Annotated in this window: 20 protein-coding genes and 1 rRNA gene; 8 read left to right on the top strand and 13 right to left on the bottom strand. The window is 69.2% G+C overall.

Annotation, left to right across the window (positions count from 1 at the left end):
- The first annotated feature begins 35 nt into the window (after positions 1-35).
- Positions 36-986 carry a helix-turn-helix transcriptional regulator gene (locus tag ACFX43_RS01355; protein WP_378816057.1) on the top strand — a complete coding sequence of 317 codons (951 nt, stop codon included), beginning with the start codon at positions 36-38 and terminating at the stop codon, positions 984-986.
- Positions 987-1,084: 98 nt separating this feature from the next.
- Here the strand turns inward: ACFX43_RS01355 and ACFX43_RS01360 are convergent, their stop codons facing one another.
- The 8 genes from ACFX43_RS01360 to ACFX43_RS01395 form a co-directional block, all read right to left on the bottom strand.
- Positions 1,085-2,476 carry a cytochrome P450 gene (locus ACFX43_RS01360; RefSeq protein ID WP_378816059.1) on the bottom strand — a complete coding sequence of 464 codons (1,392 nt, stop codon included), beginning with the start codon at positions 2,474-2,476 and terminating at the stop codon, positions 1,085-1,087.
- Between the two features lie 96 nt (positions 2,477-2,572).
- A complete protein-coding gene (locus tag ACFX43_RS01365; protein WP_378816061.1) occupies positions 2,573-3,847 on the bottom strand; it encodes a hypothetical protein in 1,275 nt (424 codons plus the stop codon).
- Between the two features lie 152 nt (positions 3,848-3,999).
- On the bottom strand, positions 4,000-4,686 hold the full coding sequence (locus ACFX43_RS01370) for a TetR/AcrR family transcriptional regulator (RefSeq protein ID WP_378816063.1): 687 nt from the start codon (positions 4,684-4,686) through the stop codon (positions 4,000-4,002).
- Between the two features lie 311 nt (positions 4,687-4,997).
- On the bottom strand, positions 4,998-6,695 hold the full coding sequence (atzF, locus tag ACFX43_RS01375; RefSeq protein ID WP_378816065.1) for an allophanate hydrolase: 1,698 nt from the start codon (positions 6,693-6,695) through the stop codon (positions 4,998-5,000).
- Positions 6,692-10,372 carry an urea carboxylase gene (gene uca / locus ACFX43_RS01380; protein ID WP_378816067.1) on the bottom strand — a complete coding sequence of 1,227 codons (3,681 nt, stop codon included), beginning with the start codon at positions 10,370-10,372 and terminating at the stop codon, positions 6,692-6,694. The genes atzF and uca overlap by 4 nt, the downstream gene beginning before the upstream one ends.
- Entirely contained in the window at positions 10,369-11,160 is a 792-nt protein-coding gene (locus ACFX43_RS01385; RefSeq protein WP_378816069.1) for an urea amidolyase associated protein UAAP2, read from the bottom strand. The genes uca and ACFX43_RS01385 overlap by 4 nt, the downstream gene beginning before the upstream one ends.
- Positions 11,157-12,011 (bottom strand): urea amidolyase associated protein UAAP1, encoded by an 855-nt coding sequence (locus ACFX43_RS01390; RefSeq protein ID WP_378816071.1) that lies wholly within the window; start codon positions 12,009-12,011, stop codon positions 11,157-11,159. Before ACFX43_RS01390 ends, ACFX43_RS01385 begins: the two co-directional genes overlap by 4 nt.
- Before the next feature lie 469 nt (positions 12,012-12,480).
- Positions 12,481-13,266: an HAD family hydrolase gene (locus ACFX43_RS01395; RefSeq protein ID WP_378816073.1), complete on the bottom strand. Its 786-nt coding sequence runs from the start codon at positions 13,264-13,266 to the stop codon at positions 12,481-12,483.
- A gap of 283 nt (positions 13,267-13,549) precedes the next feature.
- Here ACFX43_RS01395 and ACFX43_RS01400 point away from each other — a divergent pair, with 283 nt between their 5' ends.
- A complete protein-coding gene (locus tag ACFX43_RS01400) occupies positions 13,550-14,128 on the top strand; it encodes a TMEM165/GDT1 family protein (RefSeq protein ID WP_378816075.1) in 579 nt (192 codons plus the stop codon).
- 4 nt (positions 14,129-14,132) lie between these two features.
- Here the strand turns inward: ACFX43_RS01400 and ACFX43_RS01405 are convergent, their stop codons facing one another.
- Positions 14,133-15,365 (bottom strand): RNA polymerase sigma factor, encoded by a 1,233-nt coding sequence (locus ACFX43_RS01405; protein WP_378816077.1) that lies wholly within the window; start codon positions 15,363-15,365, stop codon positions 14,133-14,135.
- A 1-nt stretch (position 15,366) separates the two neighbouring features.
- A complete protein-coding gene (locus ACFX43_RS01410) occupies positions 15,367-15,744 on the bottom strand; it encodes a YciI family protein (RefSeq protein ID WP_378816079.1) in 378 nt (125 codons plus the stop codon).
- Between the two features lie 197 nt (positions 15,745-15,941).
- Here ACFX43_RS01410 and ACFX43_RS01415 point away from each other — a divergent pair, with 197 nt between their 5' ends.
- Positions 15,942-16,760, top strand: a complete 819-nt coding sequence (locus ACFX43_RS01415) for a nicotianamine synthase family protein (protein ID WP_378816081.1) — start codon at positions 15,942-15,944, stop codon at positions 16,758-16,760.
- Here ACFX43_RS01415 and ACFX43_RS01420 read toward each other — a convergent pair.
- Positions 16,757-17,641: an LLM class flavin-dependent oxidoreductase gene (locus ACFX43_RS01420; RefSeq protein WP_378816083.1), complete on the bottom strand. Its 885-nt coding sequence runs from the start codon at positions 17,639-17,641 to the stop codon at positions 16,757-16,759. The genes ACFX43_RS01415 and ACFX43_RS01420 overlap by 4 nt on opposite strands.
- A 135-nt stretch (positions 17,642-17,776) precedes the next feature.
- Between ACFX43_RS01420 and ACFX43_RS01425 the strand changes: the two genes are divergently transcribed.
- The 3 genes from ACFX43_RS01425 to ACFX43_RS01435 are packed head-to-tail and all read left to right on the top strand — an operon-like array spanning position 17,777 to position 20,773.
- Entirely contained in the window at positions 17,777-18,205 is a 429-nt protein-coding gene (locus ACFX43_RS01425; RefSeq protein WP_378816086.1) for a YciI family protein, read from the top strand.
- A gap of 51 nt (positions 18,206-18,256) precedes the next feature.
- Positions 18,257-19,486 (top strand): RNA polymerase sigma factor, encoded by a 1,230-nt coding sequence (locus ACFX43_RS01430; RefSeq protein ID WP_378816089.1) that lies wholly within the window; start codon positions 18,257-18,259, stop codon positions 19,484-19,486.
- A 21-nt stretch (positions 19,487-19,507) separates the two neighbouring features.
- The gene (locus ACFX43_RS01435) at positions 19,508-20,773 is read left to right on the top strand and encodes an Nramp family divalent metal transporter (protein WP_378816092.1); all 1,266 of its coding nucleotides are present in this window, start codon (positions 19,508-19,510) and stop codon (positions 20,771-20,773) included.
- Positions 20,774-20,810: 37 nt separating this feature from the next.
- On the opposite strand, the gene ACFX43_RS01440 is transcribed toward ACFX43_RS01435, so the two are convergent.
- Positions 20,811-21,611: a siderophore-interacting protein gene (locus ACFX43_RS01440; protein WP_378816094.1), complete on the bottom strand. Its 801-nt coding sequence runs from the start codon at positions 21,609-21,611 to the stop codon at positions 20,811-20,813.
- 75 nt (positions 21,612-21,686) lie between these two features.
- Between ACFX43_RS01440 and ACFX43_RS01445 the strand changes: the two genes are divergently transcribed.
- Both ACFX43_RS01445 and ACFX43_RS01450 read left to right on the top strand, forming a co-directional pair.
- A complete protein-coding gene (locus tag ACFX43_RS01445) occupies positions 21,687-22,709 on the top strand; it encodes a DUF2332 domain-containing protein (protein ID WP_378816097.1) in 1,023 nt (340 codons plus the stop codon).
- Positions 22,710-22,765: 56 nt separating this feature from the next.
- Positions 22,766-24,061, top strand: a complete 1,296-nt coding sequence (locus ACFX43_RS01450) for an MFS transporter (RefSeq protein ID WP_378816100.1) — start codon at positions 22,766-22,768, stop codon at positions 24,059-24,061.
- A 342-nt stretch (positions 24,062-24,403) separates the two neighbouring features.
- Here the strand turns inward: ACFX43_RS01450 and rrf are convergent.
- Positions 24,404-24,520, bottom strand: a 5S ribosomal RNA gene (rrf, locus tag ACFX43_RS01455).
- Positions 24,521-24,526: the final 6 nt, after the last annotated feature.

The raw sequence follows: 24,526 nt of genomic DNA on the forward strand, positions 1-24,526 counted from the left end.
TGAATCCGGACGAACTACTTCCGGGAGCCGCCACGATGGGACATGACGAGAGCCCGACCGCTCGGGCGCTGCTCACCCTCGAGCTGCTGCAGTCCTCCCCCGGCATCACCGCCGAGCGTCTGGGCGAGCGGCTGCGGGTCACCGAGCGCGCGGCCCGGCGCTATGTCGCGATCCTGCGGGAGGCGGGGATCCCGGTCGAGTCCGAGCGCGGTCCCTACGGCGGCTATCGCCTCGGCCGAGGGATGCGTACGCCGCTCATCTTCACCACCGCGGAGGCGCTCGGTCTGGTGATGGCCCTGCTCGACGGTCACCACGACATCGCCGACGCCACCGGTCCGGTCGGGAGCGCGGTCGGCAAGATCGGCCGGGTGCTGCCCGAGTCGCTGTCCCAGACCGTGGCCGCGGTGCGACGTACGATCTCAGCCGTTCCCGACCAGAGCGCCGTCTCGCCCGATCCCGACGTCACCACCAGCCTGGTCCAGGCCTGCGACTCCCGGCGGCGCACCACCATCGCCTACACGACCGAGAACGGCAACGAGCGCAAGATGGTCGTCGACCCATGGGCGGTCGTCGTGCGCCACGCCCGCTGGTATCTCCTCTGCTGGTCGCACACCGCCGACGCGCGCCGGGTGCTCCGAGTCGACCGCATGGGCGCCGTCGACATCGAGGAGACCAGCTTCGTACGTCCCGAGATCGACCCCGTCACCGAGGTCGAGGAACACCTCGGCGAGGGCTGGGCCTATGCGGTCGAGGTCGTCTTCGACGCCCCGTTCGCGCAGGTCGACCGATATCTTCCGCGCGTCCTGGGCCGCCTCGAGCCGATCGACGACGGCCACTGCCGTCTCGTCGGGAGCACCAACAGCCCGGCGTGGTACGCCCAGGAGCTCGCCCGCCGCGCGGTCCCCTTCCGGGTGGTCGAAGGCGACGAGGTACGCCGCTGCGTAGCCGTCCTCGGCCAGCGACTCCTCGACGCAGCCGCGCGCTGAACGCCGAGACGTCACCGGCGTCGGCCGAGGTGGCACCGAGGTGCCGTCTCGGCCGACGGGAGTGACGTCTCGACCGACGTACCTGACCTCTCGGCGGGTCAGCTGAGGCGGGCGGGGAGATGCGAGTAGCCGCGGAGGATACGCGTGGGGTGGCGTTCGCGGTCGCCGACGAGCTCGAGGCCGGGGAAGCGCTCGAAGAGGAGGCGGAGACCGATCTCGCCCTCCATCCGGGCCAGGGCGGCGCCGAGGCAGAAGTGGCGGCCGCTGGAGAAGGAGAGGTGGTCGCGGGCGTTCTCGCGGGTGACGTCGAAGGTGTGCGGGTCGGTGAAGACGGCCGGGTCGCGGTTGGCGGCGGCCAGCACGGTGTTGATGATCGTGCCGCGTGGGATCGCCTGGCCGGCGATGGTGGAGTCGCGCCGGGCCACCCGGCCGGTGAGCAGCACAGGCGGGTCGAGCCGCAGGATCTCGTCGGAGGCGTTCGACCAGAGGTCGGGCTGCGCCTTGAGCACCTCGAGCTGATCGGGGTTGTCGTGGAGCAGCGCGATGCCGTTGCCGATCAGGTTCACGGTGGTCTCGAAGCCGGCCGCGAAGACCAGCCCGGCGATCGCCCGCAGCTCCCGCTCGCTGAGCCGGTCGCCGTCGTCGCGCAGCGCCACGAGCTGGCTGAGCAGGTCGTCGCCAGGATTCTCGGCGAGATACTCGAGATGGCCACGGAGCCAGGTGTCGAACTCCTCCAGCGAGGCCTCCATGTCGCGGAAGGTGCGCCAGCCCAGCCCGATGTCGAGGCTCAGCGCCGCGCCCTTGCCGAGCTCGAGCATGCGTTCGCGCAGTTCGACGGGGACACCGAGCACCTCGGAGATCACCGTGATCGGCAGCAGCCCGCAGTAGCGGGTGACCAGGTCGACGTCGGCTCCCGACGCGGCCTCCTTCTCGAGGTCGTCGAGCAGCTCCCGGGCGATCTCCTCGGTGCGAGCGCGCAGCTTCTCGACCGCACGCACCGTGAAGACACGGGTGACCAGCTTGCGGTAGCGGGTGTGCTCCGGCGGCTCGGTCGCCAGCAGCGACGGCGGCTGGAGCGGGGCGAAGACGTCACTGGCCGACCAGTTCGCCGCCCTCGCCAGCAGGCCGGTGCCCGACTCGTCGGGCGCGAAGAAACCGGTGATGAAGTCGTTGCTGGTCAGGACCTCCTTGATGACCTCGTGGTCGACCGCGAGGTGGCTGAACCCGCCCTGGTAGAGCGGCCCACGCGCACGGAACTCCTCGAACAGGTCGACCAGGTCGAAGGTGTGCGACCCGGGCCCACTCAGGATCAGGTCGCCCTGGAGATCGCCCTTCCTGGCGGACCGGACGATGGCCGTACGCGGCAACCCGTGCCCCAGCGCCCAGCGCACGCCCTGCTTGGCGGTGCGCTCCACCGTGCCCAGCGTCCAGCCAAGCGTCCGGCCGGCTATCGTGCGGGTGCCGACGGGCGGCGTGATCTTGAGCGGCATGCGAGACCTCCGAGGCGCAGGAACACGTTCTCATGCAGCGTACGCCGCACCGGAGGCCGCCACATCCGACCGTGGTAGCAATTCAGCCCAGGCCAGTCAGCGCCGCACGAACTCGCGATCGCCCTTGGGCCAGGAGTGGGTGTAGCCGGTTACCTTCCTGGCACCGTCGACCCGGACGCTCCACTCCGCGTGCCCGGAGGCGACCGGCTTGACCACGACGAGCTGGTTGGGCTCGGTGATCGTGACAGTACGCGTGAACCGCTCCGGCGCACCCCATGGATCCATCGCGATCGTGGCCGTCACCGGCAACCTGCTGGCGTCGATCCGCAGCCCGATGGCCTCGGTCATCGCGATCGCCTCGACCGACAGCGTCCTGGTCGGCTCGGGCGCCGGCTTCTTGGTCGGCTTGGGCTTCGGAGTCGGCGTGGGAGTCGGCGTCGGCTCGACGCGGACCGAGGACGCCGACGCGCTCGGCGAGGGCGCCTCCGAGGGGGCCTCGTCGCTGGCCCCCGCGCTCGGCGCCGACTGCTGGCTCTGCGGCTCCTTCTTGTCGGAGGAGTCCGCGTCGGAACCGGTGACGACGCCGCGTACGACCTCATAGATCAGGATCAGCAGCAGGATGGCGAGGACGACCAGCACCACCCGGCCGCGACGCGTCATCCGCGACCGCCGGTAGGGGGTCGATTCCAGGTGGTGCAGCGGCACCAACGGTCCGGCGACGGCCCTCCTGGCGGGGGTTCCTCGCTCTGGTCCGGGCTCTGCCTCGAGTTCCGCTTCCGGCTCTGGTTCCGGCTCTGGTTCCGGGTCCGGTTCCGGGTCCGGGTCCGGTTCAGGCATCGGGACCGGCACAGGTGCCGGAGGCGGAACCGGTGCCGGGGGCGGCGCTGGCTCGGGCGCTGGCTCCGGCTCGGGCTCAGGTTCCGGCTCAGGCTCAGGGTCCGGCTCGGGCGCAGGCGGTGGTTCGGGCGCAGGCGGTGGCTCGACAGCCGGCGCCGGAACAGCCAGGACGGGTGGCACGTACGGCTCGGGTTCGGGGTCCGGCTCGACGACGCCCTGGACGATCACGGGCCCAGCGCCGGCGGGGAGCCAGGCCGCGCCGGGTACGTCGTCGGGCGAGCCGTAGCTCCCGAAGACCTCGAGCGTCTCGACATCGGTGACCTGCCCGTCGGGATGGACGACCATCCGGACGCGGGCCTCGTCGTCGGTGGCGACGACCTGGACCGGCTTGCGGCTCGGGCCGGCGAGCTGTTCCCGCACGGCGCGTATGCCTGCCTGGTGCGGGTCCTCGCCCCACGGACGATCCACCACCAGGCCGTTGAGTGTCGTGACCCCGCGCGTGACGGAGAGGATGGCTGTCTGCTTCCGGGCCATCAGCGGCCTCCGGAAGGGTCAATGCACACGTGTGGGGTCCTCGCGGTGGGGAAGCGGGCAACGGGCTCGGAAAGTGTGTCGTTCAAGCCTCAACAGGGCAACTCACACGCGCAAGCCCTACCCACCAGTTACCGACTTGTCAGCCTGCCTTGTCAGGCGGGCTCGCGAACCCTGTCCTCGAGGAAGTCGTCGAGCATGTCCACGGCGACCGCGTTCGCAGCTTGGATCTTGTCCTGGCTGACACCGCAGATCCGCAGGCACGAGGAAGCGATCGCCCACGCCTCCGGGCACGTGATCCTCCGGACCGTGTCCTTGGTGATCATCTCGGCGCGCATGCTGATGACGCCTTCGACCTGCTGGATGAGCATGTTGCCCAGCTGCTTCAGACTGACGCCCTCGAGCACCTTCTCCGAGGCCACCTTGCTGGCCAGATCGGCGTAGGCAGCAGCGAGCTCTTCGTGCTCCTGGCGGAACTCGGTGTAGACCTCGCCGTTGGTCACATCAGGCAGCATGTAGAGCATTCCGACGTTGTGATCCACATCGGCAAGCGTGCGTACGTCGACGAGAACCAGCAGATAAAGAGCCGTTTCATAATCGAGCGGTGGCACCTGGTTGCGGATCTTGTCGACCTTGTCCGTGGTCGGACGAACCGACTTACGGAGCAGCTCGACAAGGATCTCGTCCTTGCCTGCGAAGTGGTAGTAGAGAGAGGCCTGACGGATGCCGACCTGGTCGGCGATCTCGCGGGTGGACGTCGCCGCGAAGCCCTGGGACACGAAGAGTCGCGCAGCGGCATCGAGGATCTGGTCACGGGGTGAGGCGGTACCCGAATCGGGCACATGCCTGGGGCGGCCGGGCCGAGAACGCCTAGTTGTCATGTACGCCATCTAAGCGGCCTCCCGAGTTTCGGGGAAGATTCGAAAGAGTCTTCTTCCCCTAAAGAACAGAGTCGAAAGTCCCACAGGAGGGTTGAATTCCCTGTCAACAAAGTGTATGGCATGACGAACCGATAGGCGCGGCACAGCATCCTCCCGGGGCGATAATGCTGGCGGAATTCTGCCTAGTGTGACGGGGGATTCGGCCCGTGAACAGAGTCGTGTGCCACCTGGAGGAATGACCCCGGTCCCGTAACAGATATCCACGAAGAACGTTAAAGGCCCTGCTCAGACCGGTAACGGCGCCAACCACCGTGCGCGGAGATATCAGCAGCCTTTTCGACCGCAAAAGGCTCGACGAGAAATCCCGAAACCGTGGAGCTGTCTGACAGCGTGACCTTTCCGATGACCATCGGAGCAGGTACGCCACCCACGAACGTACCGAAGCCCGCGGCCGGGACGCGCCACAGCTCGCCCTCGATCGGCACCCCGTTCCCGGTGGCACCCACCCGGACCAGTCCGGGCTTGGGCGGCACCGTCTCGAGCGCGAACAGCCGGTAGTCGGCAGAGGTCGACACCGGGCGCAGCAGCGTCGCGCCGGCCTCGACCAGCTGGTGGTTGAGCGGCTGTCCCGCCAGGTGCGCGCCGACCACGAAGAGATCGACACAGGGACTGAGCAGCGTGTGGCCGAGCGCGGCCAGGGTGCGGTCGCGGCCGGCGGCCCCGGTCAGCATCACACCGAAAGGCAGCCCGCCGACCTGGCCGGCCGGGATCGCGAGCGAGGCCATGTCGAGCAGGTTCGCGAAGTTCGTGTAGCGGCCCAGGCGGGCGTTCGCGCCGACCGGATCCGCGGCCACCTCGGCCAGCGTCGGATGCCACGTCGTCGTCGGCGTCAGCAACGCCGAGCAGCCCGCCAGGGCCTCTCTCCCCGCCGCCCCCAGGCGCGCCAGGTGGGCCACGTCGCGTGCCCAGTCGGCTGCGCTGGCCGACGCCCCGGCGAGCACGATCTCGGCGACCGTCGGGTCGAGGTCGGTCCCGATGAGGTCGCGGTTGGCTTCGAGGTGGGAGCCCACCGCGGCGTACCTCTCGGCGACGAAGGCGCCGTCGTAGAGCAGCCTGGCGGCCTCGAGCAACGGCGAGATGTCGGTCTCGACGATCTCGACCCCGGCGTCGGCCAGCCGCGCGACCACGGCCCGGAAGGCTGCGGCCCACCCCGGAGCGAGCCCGTCGAGATGCTCGCCCGTCGGCACCGCGACTCTCGGCGCCGGCGGCAGCCCGGCATCCGCCGGCAACGTACGTGACAACGGGTCCGACGGGTCGGGGCCGGCCATCAGCTCCGCGGCCGCCCGGGCAGATCCGAGATCCCGGGCGAAGACGGTGACGCAGTCGAGCGTGTAGCAGGCGGGTACGACGCCGGTGACCGGCACCAGCCCGCGCGACGGCTTCACCCCGACGATGCCGTTGAGCGCCGCCGGCACCCGACCGGAGCCCGCGGTGTCGGTCCCCAGCGCGAGGTCGACCAGACCGAGGGCGACCGCGACCGCCGAACCCGAGGAGGATCCGCCCGAGATCCGGCTCGGATCCCAGGCATTGCGGACCGCTCCGTACGGGCTGCGGGTGCCGACCAGGCCGGTCGCGAACTGGTCCAGGTTGGTCTTCCCCACGACCAGCGCCCCGGCGGCTCGCAACCGGGCGACCGCAGTGGCGTCAGCGGTGGGCGGGTAGGCGAACGAGGGAGCTCCGGCGGTCGTCGGCAGGCCGCGGACGTCGATGTTGTCCTTGACCGCCAGCAGGCGTCCGGCCAGCGGCAGGACCTCTCCACTGGCCACCTTCGCGTCGATCGCGGCGGCCTCCTCGAGAAGGTCGTCACGCGTACGCAGCGAGATCCAGATCTCAGGACGATCCGACGCCTCGATGCGGTCCAGGGCCTCGGTGGCGCGAGCGACCGCACCTCCCGGAAGTGAATGGATCAAGAGCCGAGCCCGTCGAGCGGTCGCACCGCGGCGATGACCTGCCCCGGGACGATCTGCTCGCCCGGCTTCACGTAGACCTCGACCACCTCGCCGGCGACCGGAACCGGGACGCTCGCCTCCATCTTCATCGCCTCGACGACCATCAGCGGCGCGTCCTGGGTCAACCGCGCACCGCGACTCGCGACGACCTTCCAGACGGTCGAGGTGAACGGCGCGGTCACCTGCACGCACCCCTCCGGCACCTCGACCTCCGACGGTTCGCCCCGCGCGTCGATGCGGTCGCAGATGTCGAACTCCCCGGCGGCCTTCCAGCGCTCGCGCTCCTCCTCGAAGGCAGCGGACTGCTGGTCACGGAAACCTGCGATCGAGTCCGCGTTGGCGGTCAGGAAGCGGTCGTACTCCTTGATCGAGAAGGTGCCCTCCTCGGTCTCGAACTCGCCACGCCCGGCGTCGACCTCCGCCCGCAGCTCCAGGAGCTCGTCGGCGGAGACGGGATACCACTCGATCCGGTCGAAGAACCGCAGCGCCCACGGGTCGTCGTGGAAGAGCCCACCGGCCGACGTCGAGCGCCGAAATCGGTTGAAGACCTGAGTGGTCCGGCCGACCAGCTGATATCCGCCCGGCCCCTCCATCCCGTAGATGCACATGTACGCGCCGCCGATGCCGACGGAGTTCTCCGCCGTCCAGGTGCGCGCCGGGTTGTACTTCGTCGTCACCAGCCGGTGCCGCGGGTCCAGCGGTGTCGCGACGGGCGCGCCCAGATAGACGTCGCCCAGCCCGAGCACCAGGTACGTCGCGTCGAACACGGTCCGATGGACCTCCTCGACCGAGCCGAGCCCGTTGATCCGGCGGATGAACTCGATGTTCCACGGCGCCCACGGCGCGTCGTCGCGTACGCCTGCGGTGTAGCGCTCGATCGCCTCCCGGGTCGCCGGGTCGTCCCAGGAGAGCGGCAGCCGCACCCGCCGCGAGGGCACGGTCAGCTCCGAGGTGGCCGGGAGGTCCTCCTCCAGCTCGCGCAGCAGCCCGGCGACCTGACCGGCCCGCAGCACCGAGGAGTCGGTGTGCACCTGAAGCGACCGGATCCCCGGGGTGACGTCGATGATGCCGGCGGGCGCGTGCTCGGCCAGAGCCGACTGCAGCGCGTGCACCCGCATCCGAAGCCCCAGGTCGAGCGTCATCGGCCCGTACTCCACCAGCACAGAGTTGTCCCCGCTGCGCCGGTAGGTGACCTCCGGCCGCGCCGGCGTCCCGGGCAGCCTGCCCAGCACACCGTCGTCGCCGTCGCCGCCCGACCCGCGGGTCACGGTCAGCGAGGAACGATGGTTGACCAGGCTGGCGGCCTTGCCCTCCCGCACCGGCACGAACCGCACCGTGTCGCCGGGGCGTAGCTGTCCGATCTTCCACAGCTCGCCGCTGGCGACCACCGCGGGGCAGACGAAGCCGCCCAGCGAGGGCCCGTCGGGGCCGAGGATGATCGGGGTGTCGCCGGTGAAGTCGAGCGATCCCACCGTGTAGGGCGTGTCGTGGATGTTCGAGGGATGCAGCCCGGCCTCGCCACCGTCGGCGCGGGCCCAGGTCGGTTTCGGCCCGATCAGGCGTACGCCGGTGCGAGCCGAGTTGTGGTGCACGCGGTAGCTCGCCGAGTAGAGCTGGTCAAGGTCCGCGCGCGTGAAGAACTCCGGGGCGCCGTGCGGGCCCTCGGTTACGCCGATCTCCCAGGAGTTGGTCAGCGCCGGCCGCCGCGACTCCGGGGTCGCCGCGGGCTGCGCCTGCGGGTCGACCGCGGTTCCGGGGCGGAGCACGTCACCGCGCTGGAGCGTACGCCCGGCGTGGCCGCCGAACCCGCCGAGCGTGAACGTCGAGGCGCTGCCCAGGTAGTCGGGTACGTCCAATCCCCCTCGGACCGCGATGTAGGTCCGCAGGCCTGGCCCGCCGGTTCGACCCAGCGTCAACGTCGCCCCCGCGGGGAGCTCGATCGGCTCCCACTGCGGGACGGGGGCGCCGTCGACGCTGACCGGCATGGGGGCACCGGTCACGCAGACGACGGCGGGATCGGAGAAGACCAGCGTCGGCCCCACGGCCGTCGCCCGGCCGGTTGCCAGCGGCACCGTGACCTCGAGGCCCGGGGCACCCCGGTGGTTGCCGACGGCCAGGTTGGCCTCGGCGAAGGAGACCGGGTCGAACGGACCCGAGGGAGGTACGCCGACCTGCCAGTAGCCCACCCGGCCGGGAAGGTCCTGGACGGTCGTGAGCACGCCCGGGTCGAGCACGTCGATGCGCGGATCGGGGTCCCCGCCGCGGCCCTCCTTGGCTCGCTCGGGCAAGGTCGAGGTCGAGTGCGTGGCCGAGCGGAGCTCGGCGTACGTCGTCATCGCGCGCAGGGCGGAGATGTTGGTGACGATCCCGTCGATCCGGGTGCTGGCGAGCGCCTCGCCCAGCCTGTCCAGCGCCTCGTCGCGGGTCGCGCCGGTGGCGATCACCTTGGCGAGCAGCGGGTCGTAGTGCGGCGAGACCTCGAGCCCGGTCTCGATCCAGGAGTCGACCCTGACGTTGTCGGTCGCGGCCGGGAGCACCGCCCGCGTGACCAGGCCCGACGACGGCATCGAGTCCTTGGCCGGGTCCTCGGCGTAGACCCGTGCCTCGACGGCGTACGCCTTGGGTGCGGGGCACTTGCGGAAGAGCTCGTCGGGCAGGGCGGTGACGCCGTCGCGGGCGAGTCGCAGCATGAGCTCGACGATGTCGATGCCCATCACCTGCTCGGTGACCGCGTGCTCGACCTGGAGGCGGGTGTTCATCTCCAGGAAGGAGATCTGCTCGCGGCCCGGGTCGTAGACGAACTCCACGGTCCCGGCCGAGCGGTAGGAGACCGACTTGGCGAGCTGACGCGCGGAGTCGTGCAGGACGGTCCGTACGTGCTCAGGAAGAGAAGGCGCTGGCGCCTCCTCGATCACCTTCTGGTTGCGGCGCTGCAGCGAGCAGTCGCGGTCGCCGAGCACGGCGACCTGCCCCTCCCCGTCGCCGAAGACCTGCACCTCGACGTGGCGGGCGGGCCGCACCAGGTGCTCCAGGAACACACCGGCGGTGCCGAAGCTGGTCTGGGCGAGCCGGGCGACCCGCTCGAACGCGACCCTGACGTCCTCCTCCGAGCTGCACGCGGTCATCCCGATGCCGCCACCGCCGCCGGTCGCCTTGACCATCACAGGCAGCCCGATCCGGGCGGCCTCGTCGGCCGCCTCGTCCGGCCCGGAGAGCAACCCCGTCCCGGCCAACATCGGCACCCCGGCGTTCTCGGCGAGCCGGCGGGCCGAGTGCTTCTCGCCGAAGGCGCTGATCTGCTCGGGCGTCGGCCCGACGAACCGAAGCCCCGCTGCCTCCACCTCACGGGCGAAGGCCGCGCTCTCGGACAGGAAGCCGTAGCCGGGATGGAGCAGCCCCGCGCCGGTGCGCAGGGCTGCTGCGATGATCAGGTCGCCACGGAGGTAGGAGTCCCGTGCGGGCGCGGAGCCCAGACAGACGGCCTCGTCGGCCTCCCGCACGTGTGGTGCCGCTCGGTCGGCCTCGGAGAAGACCGCGACCGTACGCATCCCGAGCTCGCGCGCGGTGCGCATCACCCGGCGGGCGATCTCCCCTCGGTTGGCGACCAGGACGGTGTCGAAGGACGGGCCAGAGGTCATGCGTCGGCCTCGTAGTCGGCGTCCGGCTCGGACACGATCATCCGCAGGGGCGTCGGGTTGAAGTCGTTGCAGGGGTTGTTCATCTGCGGGCAGTTGGAGATCAGCACGAGCGTGTCGATCTCCGCGCGCAGCGCGACCCGCTTCCCGGGCGCCGACATGCCGTCGACGATGCCGAGCGCACCGTCCTCCTCGACGGGCACGTTCATGAACCAGTTGATGTTGGAGACGATGTCGCGCATGCCGAGCCCGTGCTTGGCACCCTCGGTCAGGAAGTTCTCCCGGCAGCCGTGGTGATACATCACGTGGTGGCCGTAGCGCAGCGTGTTGGACTCGCGCGAGCAGGCGCCGCCGATGGTGTCCTGGCGGTCGATCTCGTTCTCGACGACGGTCATCAGGGCACGACCGAGGTTGCTGCGCAGCACCGTCCCGGTGCGGATGTAGGCGTTGTCCTGCCACGCGAGCGTGTCCGGAGCGCTGTAGCGCTCGTCGGTGTGGTGCGCGTTGTAGAGCAGGCAGTCACCCGACTGGTTGCCACCGACGTCGACGATCGTCAACACCTGCCCGGCACGTACGACACCCGACCACGAGGCCCGCGGAGCCACCTGCTCGTCCAGCACGACGGCACCCGGCACCAGCGGGTCACCCCACTCCAGGTGAGTGCTGTCGGCGTACGACGCGCCGACCGGGACGCTGGAGACCAGCTGCCCGTCAGGCGTCAGATAGGTGGTCACAGGGACGGGAATGGTCGCCACAGGCCTCATCACCGGGTTGTCGATCGTGGTAGTCACAGGCCCCGAGCCTCCGCATAGTCGAGTGTGTTCAGATACGCCCGCCGAACCTCGGGGGAGGCGTCGAAACGCTCGTCCGCCGGGGTGGTGGGAGTTGTTTCCGGCGTACGCCAGGCGTGCACGCGCAGCGGCCCGACGATGTACTCCGGACGTGGGTCGCGCGGGTGCGGGACGTTGGCGATCAGCACGAGAAGGGGCAGCTCGGCCACGAGCTCGACCGAGGCCCCCGCTCCTGACGAGCCGAACCAGTCGAAGCTCCCGTCCGAGGCGACCCGGACTCCTTGGAAGAACGAGACCGACGGAGGTACGTCGGCCGGCCCGAGCCCGTGCTTGGCGGCCGCCTTCACGAAGAGATCACGGCCGGCGGGCGCGGGCCCCTCGGGCAGCGCGGTGCCGTAGCGCAGCGCGTTCCAGGCAGCGGTGCTCGTCCCGCAGAACGCGTCGTGTCGGCCCGAGGTGTCGGCGATGATCGTGGCGAGCACCCGGCCGTCACCGGAGAGCAGCGGGTGGCCGGCACCGAGGTAGGCCTGCCACGGGATCTTCTGGGTGTCCGCGACGTTGAGCCGCTCGGTCGGCTCGAGCGCGTTGTAGACGAGAGTGTGGGCGCAGGCCTCACCGGTCGGGTCCTCGAGCCGGAACCGCGTACCGCGGGCGAGGACCTTGTGGGTGTAGTTCCCTGGTGCGACCGTCTCGGCCCACGTCAGGGTGTCCGGGTCGACGTCGTCCGGACAGAACGGGCTCGACGAAGCCGGTAGGTACGGCATCCAGTCGCTGACCTGCCCCCCTTGCGCGCGAGCATCTGCCCGTGCGTTCAGCACAGTGTCCGTGCTGTGGTCTGCAGCTAGCGCCACCCGGGTCCTCCTTGAAGCATGATTAACCTGTCGACTGACAGGTAAGCATGTAGGTCAAGGGCGTCGGGGGCAAACCAAGACTGTTGGAAACCTGAGTCCGAAATGTGGGGTCGGAGTCGGAGAAATTCTTCCCTGTCGGTCGATCGATTCTTACCGTTTTCGGTCGAAACTCGCTAGGGGGGAAGGACCATTTACTGCCGATTTCCCGCCTGCGGTGCCGCCTGATGGAGCGATCTCCTCGAAGATGGAGCCAGCCCGACAGGCGCGTAACCTGTCAAAAGACAGATAACAGGTTCGGTGTGATATCGGACACCGTTCCGATGGCACTCCGGCACCGTGCCGAGGAGCGGACCGAAAGCCCGGCGGATCCCGGATTCGGCTGACATCGACCCTCAGAAGTGGGACCCTGACCCACGCTGGACAGTCGTCAAGAGATGCCGACGCATCTGCCGCCCGCCTCGACCGACGCTCAGCGGGACGATCTCTTGGAACCCCACGGCACCACATTGCCGGAGACGAACGTCCGCGATTCGGACCCTTCGCGTGGCACCGGGATGCCGATCATCCCGACGAGCTCGCCCAGGTCGCTGATCGTCGGCCCGCTCCAGTCGGGATCGAGGTCGGAGGCGACGTCCCGGTCGAGCTCTTCGAGCGCCCTGGACCGGAACCGCACCGCCCTCATCCCGACCGCCTCGGCGGCGCTGAGCTCGTGGTCGGCTCCGTCACCGACGTAGACGCACTCGCCGGTGCGCACCTCCAGCGCCGCCGCGGCGACGAGGTAGGCGCCCGAGTCCGGCTTGCGTACGCCGGTCTGGCAGGAGAACGAGACCGCGTCCAGATGGTCCGCGAGCGGGCTCTGCGGCCAGATCGCGACCGTCTCCGCCCCGCAGTCGGCGACGAGGCCGAGCTTGAACCCTCGTTTGCGCAGCGACTTGAGCGCAGGCAGCGCCCAGGTCGCGGCATGCAGGGAGAGCGAGTAGTTCAGCCTCCGCGTGATCGCGCTCTCCACCTGGGACTCGGTCGGGGACCCGCCGACCCGTCGGGCCAGGTAGCGCACGGTGTGGTGCACATCGGCCATCAGACCGCGTACGCGCTCGTCGAAGGTGTCCGCGACCGCGGCCGCGAACGCATCGGGGTCGACTCCGAGATCCGCGCCCATCCCCCTGGCCACCGCGGCGTGCTCGGCGGGGTGGCCGCTCGGGACGAGCGTGTCGTGCAAGTCGAAGAGGACCGCGCGCACTCCGGCCTCGTCCATGAAGTCAGCCTAACCAGGATCGGATCTTGGATGACGGAATTCGGCGAACCGGCCGGCGACCGCCCGAATGGGACGGCGTCAGGCCCGTCGCCTAGACTGAAGCCGCGAAGGGGAGTAGTCCTCAACAGTCGCGTCGACACACTGGCCTCAGGGCCCGGCGCGATCGGCCACGAAGTGGCGGACGAGACCTTCGACCATGCATCCGTATCAACATGACGGTGCTGGTCGAAGGACGATCAACCCCTCATGGGACTCCTCCGGCCGGCGCCGGAGAGGAACCCCCGTGTACGCCTTCCTGCTTTCGACCGCGGTCATCTTCGTCGCCGAACTCGGCGACAAGAGCCAGCTCATGGCGATGACCTTCGCCACCCGTTACCGGGCTCGAGACGTGATCCTCGGGATCACCGCCGCCACCGCGATCGTCCATCTGGCCTCGGTCGCCATCGGCGCCCTCATCGGTGACGCCTTCGCCGAGCACCAGCACTACATCACCATCGTCGCGGGAGTCGCCTTCCTGGTCTTCGCGGGATGGACCCTGCGCGGCGACGAGCTGACCGAGGACGAGGCCAAGAAGGCTCGCAACAGCCGGGGCATGGCGATCGTCGCCGTCGGTATCGCGTTCTTCCTGGCCGAGCTCGGCGACAAGACGATGCTCGCGACGATCACCCTGGCCACTCAGGAGGGCTGGCTCGGCACCTGGATCGGCTCCACCGTCGGGATGGTCGCCGCCGACGCGCTCGCCATCGGTGTCGGCGCGCTCCTGGGCCGCAAGCTCCCCGAGAACGTGATCAAGTACGGCGCCGCCGCGCTGTTCGCGATCTTCGGGATCATCCTCGTCATCGACGGCGTCGTGCAGATGTGAGCAGTCACGCCTGGTCGAGCGACTCGACCCGGCGGTTCAGGTAGCGCTGCTCCGGCACGCTCTGGGTCAGCCGGGCCGCCAGCACGTAGTGCTCCCGAGCCGTCGCGACGTCACCGGACTGCTCGAGCAGGTGCGCGAGCACGGCATGGGCGCGGTGGTGGCGCTGCATCGCCGGGTGCTCCAGCAGGTCTCGTACGATCTCGATCCCGTGCTCGGGGCCGAGACTCATCGCCACGGCGACGGCGCGGTTGAGCGTGACCGCCGGCGAGGGCGCGACCTGCGCGAGCATCCCGTAGAGCAGGTTGATCTGGAGCCAATCGGTGGCCTCGTACGACTCCGCCTCGGCATGGACCGCGGCGATCGCGGCCTGCAGCTGGTAGCGACCCACCGGCCCCTCGGGAAGTACGTCCTCCAGCAGTGCGACACCTTCGCGGATCAGCTCCTGGTCCCACTGCGAGCGGTCCTGGTCCTTGAGCGGGATCAGGTCGCCGAGGTGGTCGACGCGACCGCACGAGCGGGCCCGGGTCAGCAGCATGAGCGCGAGCAGGCCGGTGGCCTCGTCGTGCTCCGGAAGCACTCCACGCACGATCCGGGTCAGCCGGATCGCCTCGTCGGTGAGCTCGATGCCCTGCAGCTCGGGGCCGCTGGTGCGGGTGTGGCCCTCGTTGAAGATCAGGTGGCAGACGTCGAGCACGCAGGCGATCCGCTCGGGCAGCTCGTCGGGCGCCGGCGAGCAGAACTCCTCATCCTTCAGCGTGGCCCGCGCGCGGCTGAGCCGCTGCCCCATGGTCGCCTCCGGAACCAGGTACGCAGCCGCGATCTCCGACGTCGTCAGACCGCCCACGCACCGCAGTGTGATCGCCACCTGGGAGGGGCGGCGCAACGCGGGATGGGCGCACATCATCATCAGCCGCAGCGAGTCGTCGTAGGCCGAGCCGATCTCCACGGCGGCCGGGTCCGGTTCGTCGAGCCGCCGGGCGATCCCGTCGGCGACCTCGCGCCGGGTCCGAGCCGTGTCCGCGCGCATCTGGTCGATCAGCCGCCGATGAGCCACCCGGATCAGCCAAGCCCGCGGGTCGGCCGGCAGGCCGTCGCACGGCCACTTCTGGCTGGCGGCGATCAGCGCCTCCTGGGCGGCGTCCTCGCAGTCGGGGAGGTCGGGATGGACCCGCAGCAGGGCGCCGAGGACGTGGGCGGACTCCTGCCGCCACACGTCCTCGACTCCCGTGACCGTCATGTCAGTAGGTTGCCACCGGCCGCAGCTCGACCGTCTCACCGGGGCCGCTGAAGCTGCGTACGACCTCTTCGGCTCGCTCCTGGGACTCGACGTCGATCAGGAAGAAGCCGGCCAGATGCTCCTTCGCCTCGGAGTATGGGCCGTCGGTGGCGATCGGCTCGCCGGCGTCCCACCGGTAGAGCTTGGCCGAGGCCGGATCCGCGAGCGCCTGCCCGCCGATGAGCTCACCGTTGGCCGAGAGCTCCTCCATGATCCCCTCGAAGGCCGCGTTGAGCTTCTCCCTGGAAGCCTGTGGCAGCGACTGGAACTCAGGGATGAAGTCACCCGTCGGGTGACCCCACGGCTGCGGGTTGGAGTGGATCAGGATGACGTACTTCATGGCTCTTCCCTCTCGTCGGCGCCTTCCGTAGGCGTGCTTACGGGGATACGTCGGAGCCGAGTGGCGTAGTTCTACATCGTCCCAGAACCGAGCCGCCGACGCGTGCGATACGGGGTGAGGCGACTTCCGTGCCGCGGAGCGGGCTCCTGGCGGAACACCATGCAGCAGCCGTCATCGATGTGGAAGGGTGACCGGTTGTGAATCCGGGAACGTTCGAAGCCATTGACGAACGTCTTGTCTCCACCCTCGACGACCTGCTCGACCAGCCGTCGCTGGAGCCCGGGATCGTCGTCAACGCGCTCTTCAACCGGTTGGTGACCGCGGTGCTGAGCGTGCCCGAGTCGGAGGCCGAGACCGTGCTGGCCGCGCTGCCGCCGTCACGTCCACCGGCCCTCTTCCGCTCTGTCGCGTCCGCCGGAGAGCACGCGCTCGAGCGGGTCTGGGCCCGCCAGATTTCGCGCGCCCCCGACCCCGCGGCGGCGTTCGCCAGGTTCCCCTACCGCGAGAACTACCGGCTCCTCGTGGAGATGGAGCTGGAAGCCGTACGCCGCCAGGGCACCGCCCCACGGCACGTGGTGCTCCTCGGCTCGGGGCCGCTCCCCCTGACCGCGCTCTGTCTGGCCGACCAAGGCATCGCGGTGCACTGCGTCGACCACGATGCCGAGGCGATCCGGCTCTCATCCGCCGCGTTCGGACGCCTGGGCGCCGTCGGCGTCACGTTCGAGCACGCCGAAGCCTCCGCCGCCACGCCACCGCACCCCGTCGACATCGTGCTCCTCGCCGGCCTGGTCGGGTCCGACGATGCCGCCAAGGCCGAGGTGCTCGGCAAGGCGGTCAGCTCTCTGGCCCCGGGCGGCCTCGTCCTGGCGCGGAGCGCCCGTGGGCTGCGTACGCTGCTCTACCCGCAGGTCGGTCCGCAGGCTCTCGCCGGCCTGGACGTGGTCGCCGAGGCCGACCCCGAGGTCGACGCTCCCGGGACCGACGTGATCAACAGCGCCATCCTCGCCCGAGTCTAGAGCGCCGGGTCGAGGACCTCGGCCTTGAGCTGTGCCGCCCGCTCGATCCGCTCGGCACCGGTCTCGCTGAGGTTCCAGGTCGGCAGGATGAACTCGTCGAACCCGGCATCGACATAGCGGCCGATCAGGTCCTGCAGCTCACCGGCCGAGCCGGTCTGCGTCCGGGCGAAGCCCGGGTTCGCACCGTCGAGGTCGAGCATGAGGTTGGTGGTCGTCTTGATCGTCGCGGGGTCGCGGCCCACCTGCTCGCACGCCTCCAGGAGCTTGGCGCGCACCGCGCCGGCGCTCTCGGGCGTGCCCCAGGTGTTCCACTCGTCGGCGTACCTGGCGACGACGCGCAGCATCCGCGGGCCCTTGGCCCCGACCAGGATCGGCAGCGGCGAGGCCACCGGCTTCGGCTCGCACGGAGCGTCGGTGAGCTGGAAGTGGGTCCCCTCGAAGGTCGTACGCGGCTTGTCGAGCAGCGACCGGGTGACCTCGATCGCCTCCTCGAACCGGTCGACCAGCACCTTCGCGCTCGGCAGGTCGATGCCGTACGCCTTGTGCTCGTTGATCTGCCAGCCGGCACCCATGCCGAGCACGAACCGCCCGCCGGCGATGTGGTCGATCGTCGCGGACCGGTTCGCGAGCAGCGCCGGGTGATGGATCGTCGTCGGGGAGACGAGGGGGCCGATGCGTACGTTCTCGGTGGTCGCGGCCAGCGCCGGGAGGATCCCCCAGACCTCGTGCATCGGCCCGTCATCGATCTGCTCGGAGCCGGTGTTGGGCATGTAGTGGTCGGCGAACCAGACGCCGTACCAACCGGCCTGGTCAGCCGCCTGCGCCTCGGCAAGGATGTCGGCAGTGGGAACGGCGGGACTGGGCCACAGCGAGATCTTCACAACCCCAACCTACCCACGAGTGAAACTCCCCCTTCGAAAATATTCTTGGCAGCGTTGTCGATCCCGCGTAGACCTCGTTCGACCAAGGGGTGAACGGGCCGGCAAGACGGCCCGACCGACACAGGAGAAACCGAGATGCCGAAGTACATGCTGATCTGGCGCACCATCGACGAGGACAAGCAGAACGCCGCGATGGCCGCCATCCCCTTCGAGCAGATGCTCGAGAAGATGGGGAAGCTCAACGACGAGCTCATCAAGTCGGGCGTGCTGCTCGCCATGGAGGGGCTGGACCCGGAGGAGCACACCGTCGTCACCTACACCGACGCCGAGGAGGCACCGGTGGTCACCGACGGTCCCTACGGCGAGACCAAGGAGCTCTTCGGGGGCTTCTACCTGATCTCGGTCGGCTCGAAGGAGGAAGCGGTCGAGTGGGCCAAGCGGCTCAGCTACTTCCCCGGTTCCGCCGTCGAGGTCCGCCGAGTGCCCACGATCGACGAGTTTCCGCAGGACAACCCGTGGATCCAGAAGGAGCTCGACTGGCGGACCAAGACCGGGCAGCTCTGAGGGCCGAGCGCTGTATCGAGCCTGTCGAGATGACCACCCGGGGAGACACCGATGAGTGACGCGACGCGCGCCGTCGAGGCGATCTGGCGCATCGAGTCCGCCCGCATCGTCGGCGCGCTCGCGCGCTACACCGGTGACTTCGCCCTCGCCGAGGACGCCGCCCAGGAGGCCCTCGCGGAGGCGCTGGTCTCCTGGCCGCGCGACGGCCAGCCGGCCAACCCGGTCGGCTGGCTGATGACCACCGCCAAGCGGCGGGCGATCGACACGATCCGCCGCGCCGGCGTCCAGCGCGAGAAGTACGAGGCCATCGCCCACGACCAGGACGAGGCGTACGCCGACGACCTGGACATCGAGCGGATCGATGACGACGTCCTCGCGCTGATGTTCGTCTCCTGCCACCCGGTGCTGTCCAAGGAGGCCCGGGTGGCCCTCACCCTGAGGGTCGTCGGCGGCCTCAGCAGCGAGGAGATCGCCCGGGCGTTCCTGGTGCCGGTGCCGACGATCCAGGCCCGGATCACCCGCGCGAAGAAGACGATCGCGGCCGCGAAGGTCCCTTTCGAGGTGCCCTCGCCCGACGAGCGCCGGCAGCGTCTGGCCGGCGTGCTCAACGTCCTCTACCTGATCTTCACCGAGGGCTCCACCGCCACGTCCGGTGAGGATCTGATCCGCACCGACCTCGCTCGCGAGGCACGCAGACTGACCCGGGTGCTGATCGGCGTGCTGCCCGACGAGCCGGAGGCGTACGGTCTGCTCGCGCTCATGGAGCTGACCGCCTCCCGCTTCCCGGCACGCACCGATGCCGCCGGCGACCCGGTCCTCCTCGAGGACCAGGATCGCACCAGATGGGACCAAGGTGCCGTACGCCGCGGCCTGGCCGCCCTCGAGCAGGCGACCCCACGGGGCCTCGGTCCCTATGGGCTCCAGGCCGCGATCGCCGCCACCCACGCGGTCGCCGACTCGGTCGAGACCACCGACTGGGAGCGGATCATCGTCCTCTACGAGGCCCTGGGCCGCGTCGCACCCAACCCGATCGTCGACCTCAACCGGGCCGTAGCGGTGGCGATGGCCCACGGACCGCTGCGAGCCCTGGAGATCGTCGACCGGATCGCCGAGGACAAGCGGCTCGACCACACCCATCTCCTCCCGACCGTACGCGGAGAGCTGCTACGCAGGCTGGGCCGAACGGTCGAGGCGCGCAAGGAGCTGGAGCGGGCGGCAGGGATGTGCACGAACGACCGCGAGCGTGCCGTCCTTCGGCAAAAAGTCGCTGATCTTCCCTAAAACGGGGTATACCTGTCGCCCATGTCACACACAGCGAGGACAGAGACAGCCGAAGCCCCTCGGTGGCGGATCCTGGGACCCGGCCTCGTGGTGGCCGCGACCGGCGTCGGTGCCGCCGACCTGGTCGCCACCCTGATCGCCGGCAGCAAGTACGGCTACGCCTTGCTGTGGGCCGTCGTCGTCGGATGTGTCCTGAAGGTGGTCCTGGTCGAGGGCGCCGGGCGCTACAGCCTGGCGACCGGTGAGACGATCTTCCAGGGCTGGCGGCGTCTGGGCATCTGGACGACTATCTACTTCGGTCCTTACATCGTGATCTGGGGCTTCATCTACGGTGCCGCGGCGATGGCTGGCACCGGCCTGGCCCTGGCAGCGTTGTTCTCGTTCGCGTCGGTGAAGGTCTGGGGCATCCTGTCCGGCCTGATCGGTCTCGCCATCGTGTGGGCCGGTCGCTACGGCCTCTTCGAGAAGTTCCTCGCCGTCCTGGTCGGCATCATGTTCGTGACGATGGTCGGCGCGGCGCTCGTCACCCTGCCCAACCTCCCCGACCTCCTCGTCGGCCTGGTCCCGACGATCCCCGAAGGCTCCCTGGTCAACATCCTCTCGGTCGCCGGCGGCGTCGGCGGCACGATCACCCTGGCCGCCTACGGCTACTGGCTGCGGGAGAAGGGCTGGCACACGCCGCAGTTCATGCGCGTGATGCGGATCGACAACACCACGGCGTACGTCGTGACCGGCATCTTCGTCGTCGCCACCCTCATCGTCGGCGCCGAGCTGCTCTACTCGGCCAACATCGCCATCGGCACCGGTGACCAGGGCATGCTCGACCTCTCCAGGGTGCTCGCCGACCGCTACGGCAACTGGTTCGGCAAGCTCTTCCTGATCGGCTTCTGGGCCGCGGCGATGTCGTCCCTCGTCGGCGTCTGGAACGGTGTCAGCCTGATGTTCGCGGACTTCATGGGGACCATTCGCGGAAAGGCCGACGAGCCCGAGGCCAAGAGCGGCGGCATCTGGTACCGCTCCTACATCCTCTGGCTCACCTTCCCCCCGATGATCTGGCTCCTGCTCGCCGACGAGCCCACCTGGCTGATCCTCATCTACGGAGTCCTGGGCGCCTTCTTCATGCCGTTCCTGGCCGTCACCCTGCTCTGGCTCCTCAACACCAGCCACACCCCCGCGGAGTGGCGCAACAAGTGGGTCTCCAACATCGGCCTCATCATCTGCGCCCTGCTCTTCGCCTGGCTCGCCTTCGACCAGATCCGCACCTCCATCCAGGGCCTCCTCGGCTGAGGTCCGAGCACCCGGCGGATCGGCGGGCGCCGAGCCCTTACGCCTGCGCCTTGCCGATCCGCCAGTAGCCGACGAAGGTGATCCGCGACTTGGGCACCCCGAGCGAGACCAGATGGCGCCTTCCCTCGGCCGGGATCGTCCGCTCACCGACGAGGTACGCCGAGAGCGTGGCCGGTGCCTCGGGGGTGAACGCCTTGACCTCGGCGATCGCCAGCGCCCCGGGCTGTGCGGCGGAGTCGCCTCGAGCCAGCCATCGCACCTCGACCCCCTCGGGCCCGGAGACGTCCTGGACGTCGGCCATGTCCGGGATCTCGATGATCGCCAGGCCGCGCGCGTCGCGGGGCATGTCTCGGAGGATCCCGACGATCGCAGGAAGGGCCGACTCGTCCCCGACGAGCAGGTGGAACGAGGCATCCGGAGCGAAGTCGAAGCCCGTGCCCTGGTCCATGAGCACGACCCGCTCCCCGGGCTGTGCGGTACGCGCCCACGGGCCTGCGATCCCGAGATCGCCGTGCACCACGAAGTCGACGTCGATCTCACCGAGCTCGGGCCGGTGCTCGCGCACGGTGTAGTTGCGCAGCGGCGGCCGGTCGCCATGCCTCAGGTACTTCAGGTAGTCGATCGTCCCGAGCTTCTCGGGCACCGCGTCGAAGTTGGTGGCCTCTCCGTTCGGCCGCGGCAGGAAGAGCCGGAACCACTGGTCGAAGCCGCGCTGCGGGAAACGTCGCAGATCATCGCCTCCCAAGGTGAGCCGCACCATGTGCGGCGTGACCTGCTTGTTGTGCACCACCTCGGCCGCGTACACGCCCTTCAGCTTGCGGCCGTCCTCGAATCCCATGCCAGCTCCATCTCCCTTTAAGTAAGGCTTACCTTACCCATACCCGCAAGTGCGCGTCAGTGCTTGGATGTGCCCATGGCGACTCTTCCCGAGCTCTTCCGCGACCACTTCGGCCACGAGGAGCACCTCTACGGCTGGCTGCTCAACCGGTTCGCGGACGACCTCGATGCAGGTGGTCCCATCGCTGAGATCTGCCGGGACCACCTCGACGCCTCCCGCGCCGATGCGGTGCAGCTGCGCCTCCTGGCGGCTCTTCACCGCATCGTCCTCCGCGGCGACGCTCCCGAGCTCGAGCGCTTCTATCCCAACCTCGGAGGCAACGACGCGTACGTCACCGCCTGGCCCCTGTTCGAGGAGGTGCTCGCAGCTCACGTCGACGAGCTCCGCGCAGGTCTGGAGGTGGCGCCCCAGACCAACGAGGTCGGCCGCTCCGCCTGCCTCCTCATCGGCATCTTCGAGGCCGTACGCCGCACCGGCCTGCACCGCGTCCGGCTGCTCGAGCCCGGCGCTTCGGCGGGGCTCAACCTGCTCGTCGACCGCTACCACTTCTACGGCGAGGACTGGGCGTACGGCCCCACGAACAGCCCGCTGACGATCGACACCCAGAGCGCCGGGGTGCGTCCAGTTCCGTTCGAAGTCGTATCGCGCCGTGGCTGCGACCTCGCCCCGCTCGATGTCTCCACCGCGGCCGGCCGCGAGTACCTGACCTCGTTCGTATGGCCGCATCAGGTCGACCGTCACGCCCGGCTCGCCGGTGCCCTGCGGGCCGCGGCCGGCGACCCGCCCGTGGTCGACGTCGGTTCGGCCGACACCTGGCTGAAGGAACAGCTCACCGAACCAACCGACGCCGATGTGCTCACGGTCGTCTGGCAGTCGATCACCGAGCAGTACTGGCCGATCGAGGTACGCACCGGCGTACGCGCTGCCGTCGCCGAGGCGCGTGGGCGCCTGCACATCGCCCACGTCAGCATGGAAGGCGTCCCGCCGGCGCAGACGGCCTCGGGATGGGACGTCCGCACCGACGGTCCCGTGCTCAGTCTCGATGGCGACGAGCTCGCCCGCTCGACCCACCACGGCCCGCCGCTGATCCTCGCGTAGCCGCGCGAGACCAAAGTCGGTTGACGCGTTCCGCGTCCGGGTAAAGGCTGTTCGGCATGCCCGCCGACGAGCTTTCCGGCTGGAGGCGCAACGCAGCGATCTTCCTCGCCGGCCAAACGGTCTCTCTGCTCGGCTCGATGCTGGTGATGTACGCCGTGATGTGGCACCTCACCATCGAGACCCGGTCCGGGTCAGTGCTGATGCTGAGCCTCGTCTTCGGGATGCTCCCGCAGGCGTTCATGTCGATCTTCGGCGGTGTCTGGGCCGACCGACATCACCGCAAGTTCCTGATCATGGGATCCGACGCCACCATCGCGGTCGCCACCCTGATCCTCGCCGGCTTGATGGTCAGTGGGATCGACGACCTCTGGATCATCTATCTCGCCTTGGCCATCCGCTCGGTCTTCGCCGGCATCCAGATGCCTGCAGTCACCGCGATGATCCCGCAGATCGCGCCGGAGTCTCAGCTGCTCCGGATCAACGGAGCCTTCCAGACCATCCAGTCCGCGATGACGCTCCTCGCCCCGGCACTCGCCGCGGTCATCTACGCCAGCATGGACATCGTCGCCGTCTTCTTCATCGACGCGATCACGGCCCTCATCGGCGTCGGCCTCCTGGCCCTCGTCCCGGTCGCCCGTCTCGTACGCCCCGACCAGGGGAAGGTCTCCTACTTCGGGGACCTCCGCGCCGGCCTCAAGTACGTCTCCACCCATGCGCACGTGCGTTGGATCCTCGTTCTCTTCACGCTTGTCATGGTGATGGTCGGAGCCCCCTCCTACCTCACCCCGCTCATGGTCACGCGCACCTTCGGCGACGAGGTCTGGAAGCTCACCGCGAACGAGCTGTTCTGGGGCTTCGGCATGCTGGCCGGCGGCGCCGCCATGGCCGCGTTCGGACCCAAGATCGTTCACCGCATGCGCTTGATGGTCGGCTCCGTCGTCCTCATCGGGCTGTTCGTCGTCGGACTCGGAGTCTCCACGAACATGTGGGTCTTCTTCGTCTTCGGACTGCTGATCGGGGTCGCCTTCTCGGCCCTGAGCGCACCTGCGTTCACCATCCTCCAGGAGCGCGTCGAACCAGAGATGCAGGGGCGAGTCTTCGGCATCGTCGGGATCGTCATGTCCGTTGCCATGCCGCTCTCCATGGTGGTCTTCGGCCCGCTCGCAGATCAGTTCTCGGTCGAGTCCCTGCTCGTCCTCGCCGGCGTGCTGCTCTTCCTCATGGTTGGCGGCATCCTCGCCATCCCCGGCGCTCGCCGGTCACTGGCTGAGGTCGACGTTCCCAAGGAAGAGCCCATCGCTACTGCTGCCTCGGTCACGCCGGACGAGGAAGCGTCCCAGGGCACCAAATGACAGCTGCCCGGCACCTCGAGGGCACCGGGCAACTGGAGAAGCTCTGGATCAGCGGCTGGTGACCAGCTTGATGGCCACGCCGAGACCCGCGGCAACGACGGCGGCGATGAGCAGCTTCTTGACCATGGGAACTCCTTGTTCGAGTGTTGTTGGTACGGACTGCAACTATGACATTGGACCTCGCATGGCTGCCCACGTCAACCGGGCGTGGCGCGAAGAGGTCCCATAATCATCTCGACAAGCTCGATACACCGCATCTCGACAAGCTCGATACACCGCGTCGTAAATGGGCACAAATGGCAGCAGGGCCACCTCCGAAGAGGTGGCCCTGCGCAAAGATATGTCCGGCGGCGTCCTACTCTCCCACAGCCTCTCGGTTGCAGTACCATCGGCGCTGAAGGGCTTGACTTCCGGGTTCGGGATGGGACCGGGTATTTCCCCTTCGCTATGGCCGCCGTAACTCTA

The sequence above is a fragment of the Nocardioides sp. YIM B13467 genome (assembly GCF_042788075.1).
In the GTDB taxonomy this organism is placed as follows: domain Bacteria; phylum Actinomycetota; class Actinomycetes; order Propionibacteriales; family Nocardioidaceae; genus Nocardioides.

What these genes read in the sequence shown, in the direction of transcription:
- ACFX43_RS01435 (WP_378816092.1), top strand. Translation starts at nt 19,508, where the DNA reads ATGTCACACACAGCGAGGACAGAGACAGCCGAAGCCCCTCGGTGGCGG.
- ACFX43_RS01405 (WP_378816077.1), bottom strand. Translation starts at nt 15,365, where the DNA reads ATGACGGTCACGGGAGTCGAGGACGTGTGGCGGCAGGAGTCCGCCCAC.
- ACFX43_RS01365 (WP_378816061.1), bottom strand. Translation starts at nt 3,847, where the DNA reads ATGGCCCGGAAGCAGACAGCCATCCTCTCCGTCACGCGCGGGGTCACG.
- ACFX43_RS01355 (WP_378816057.1), top strand. Translation starts at nt 36, where the DNA reads ATGGGACATGACGAGAGCCCGACCGCTCGGGCGCTGCTCACCCTCGAG.
- ACFX43_RS01395 (WP_378816073.1), bottom strand. Translation starts at nt 13,266, where the DNA reads ATGGACGAGGCCGGAGTGCGCGCGGTCCTCTTCGACTTGCACGACACG.
- ACFX43_RS01445 (WP_378816097.1), top strand. Translation starts at nt 21,687, where the DNA reads ATGGCGACTCTTCCCGAGCTCTTCCGCGACCACTTCGGCCACGAGGAG.
- uca (WP_378816067.1), bottom strand. Translation starts at nt 10,372, where the DNA reads ATGACCTCTGGCCCGTCCTTCGACACCGTCCTGGTCGCCAACCGAGGG.
- ACFX43_RS01430 (WP_378816089.1), top strand. Translation starts at nt 18,257, where the DNA reads ATGAGTGACGCGACGCGCGCCGTCGAGGCGATCTGGCGCATCGAGTCC.
- ACFX43_RS01450 (WP_378816100.1), top strand. Translation starts at nt 22,766, where the DNA reads ATGCCCGCCGACGAGCTTTCCGGCTGGAGGCGCAACGCAGCGATCTTC.
- ACFX43_RS01440 (WP_378816094.1), bottom strand. Translation starts at nt 21,611, where the DNA reads ATGGGATTCGAGGACGGCCGCAAGCTGAAGGGCGTGTACGCGGCCGAG.
- ACFX43_RS01410 (WP_378816079.1), bottom strand. Translation starts at nt 15,744, where the DNA reads ATGAAGTACGTCATCCTGATCCACTCCAACCCGCAGCCGTGGGGTCAC.
- ACFX43_RS01425 (WP_378816086.1), top strand. Translation starts at nt 17,777, where the DNA reads ATGCCGAAGTACATGCTGATCTGGCGCACCATCGACGAGGACAAGCAG.
- ACFX43_RS01360 (WP_378816059.1), bottom strand. Translation starts at nt 2,476, where the DNA reads ATGCCGCTCAAGATCACGCCGCCCGTCGGCACCCGCACGATAGCCGGC.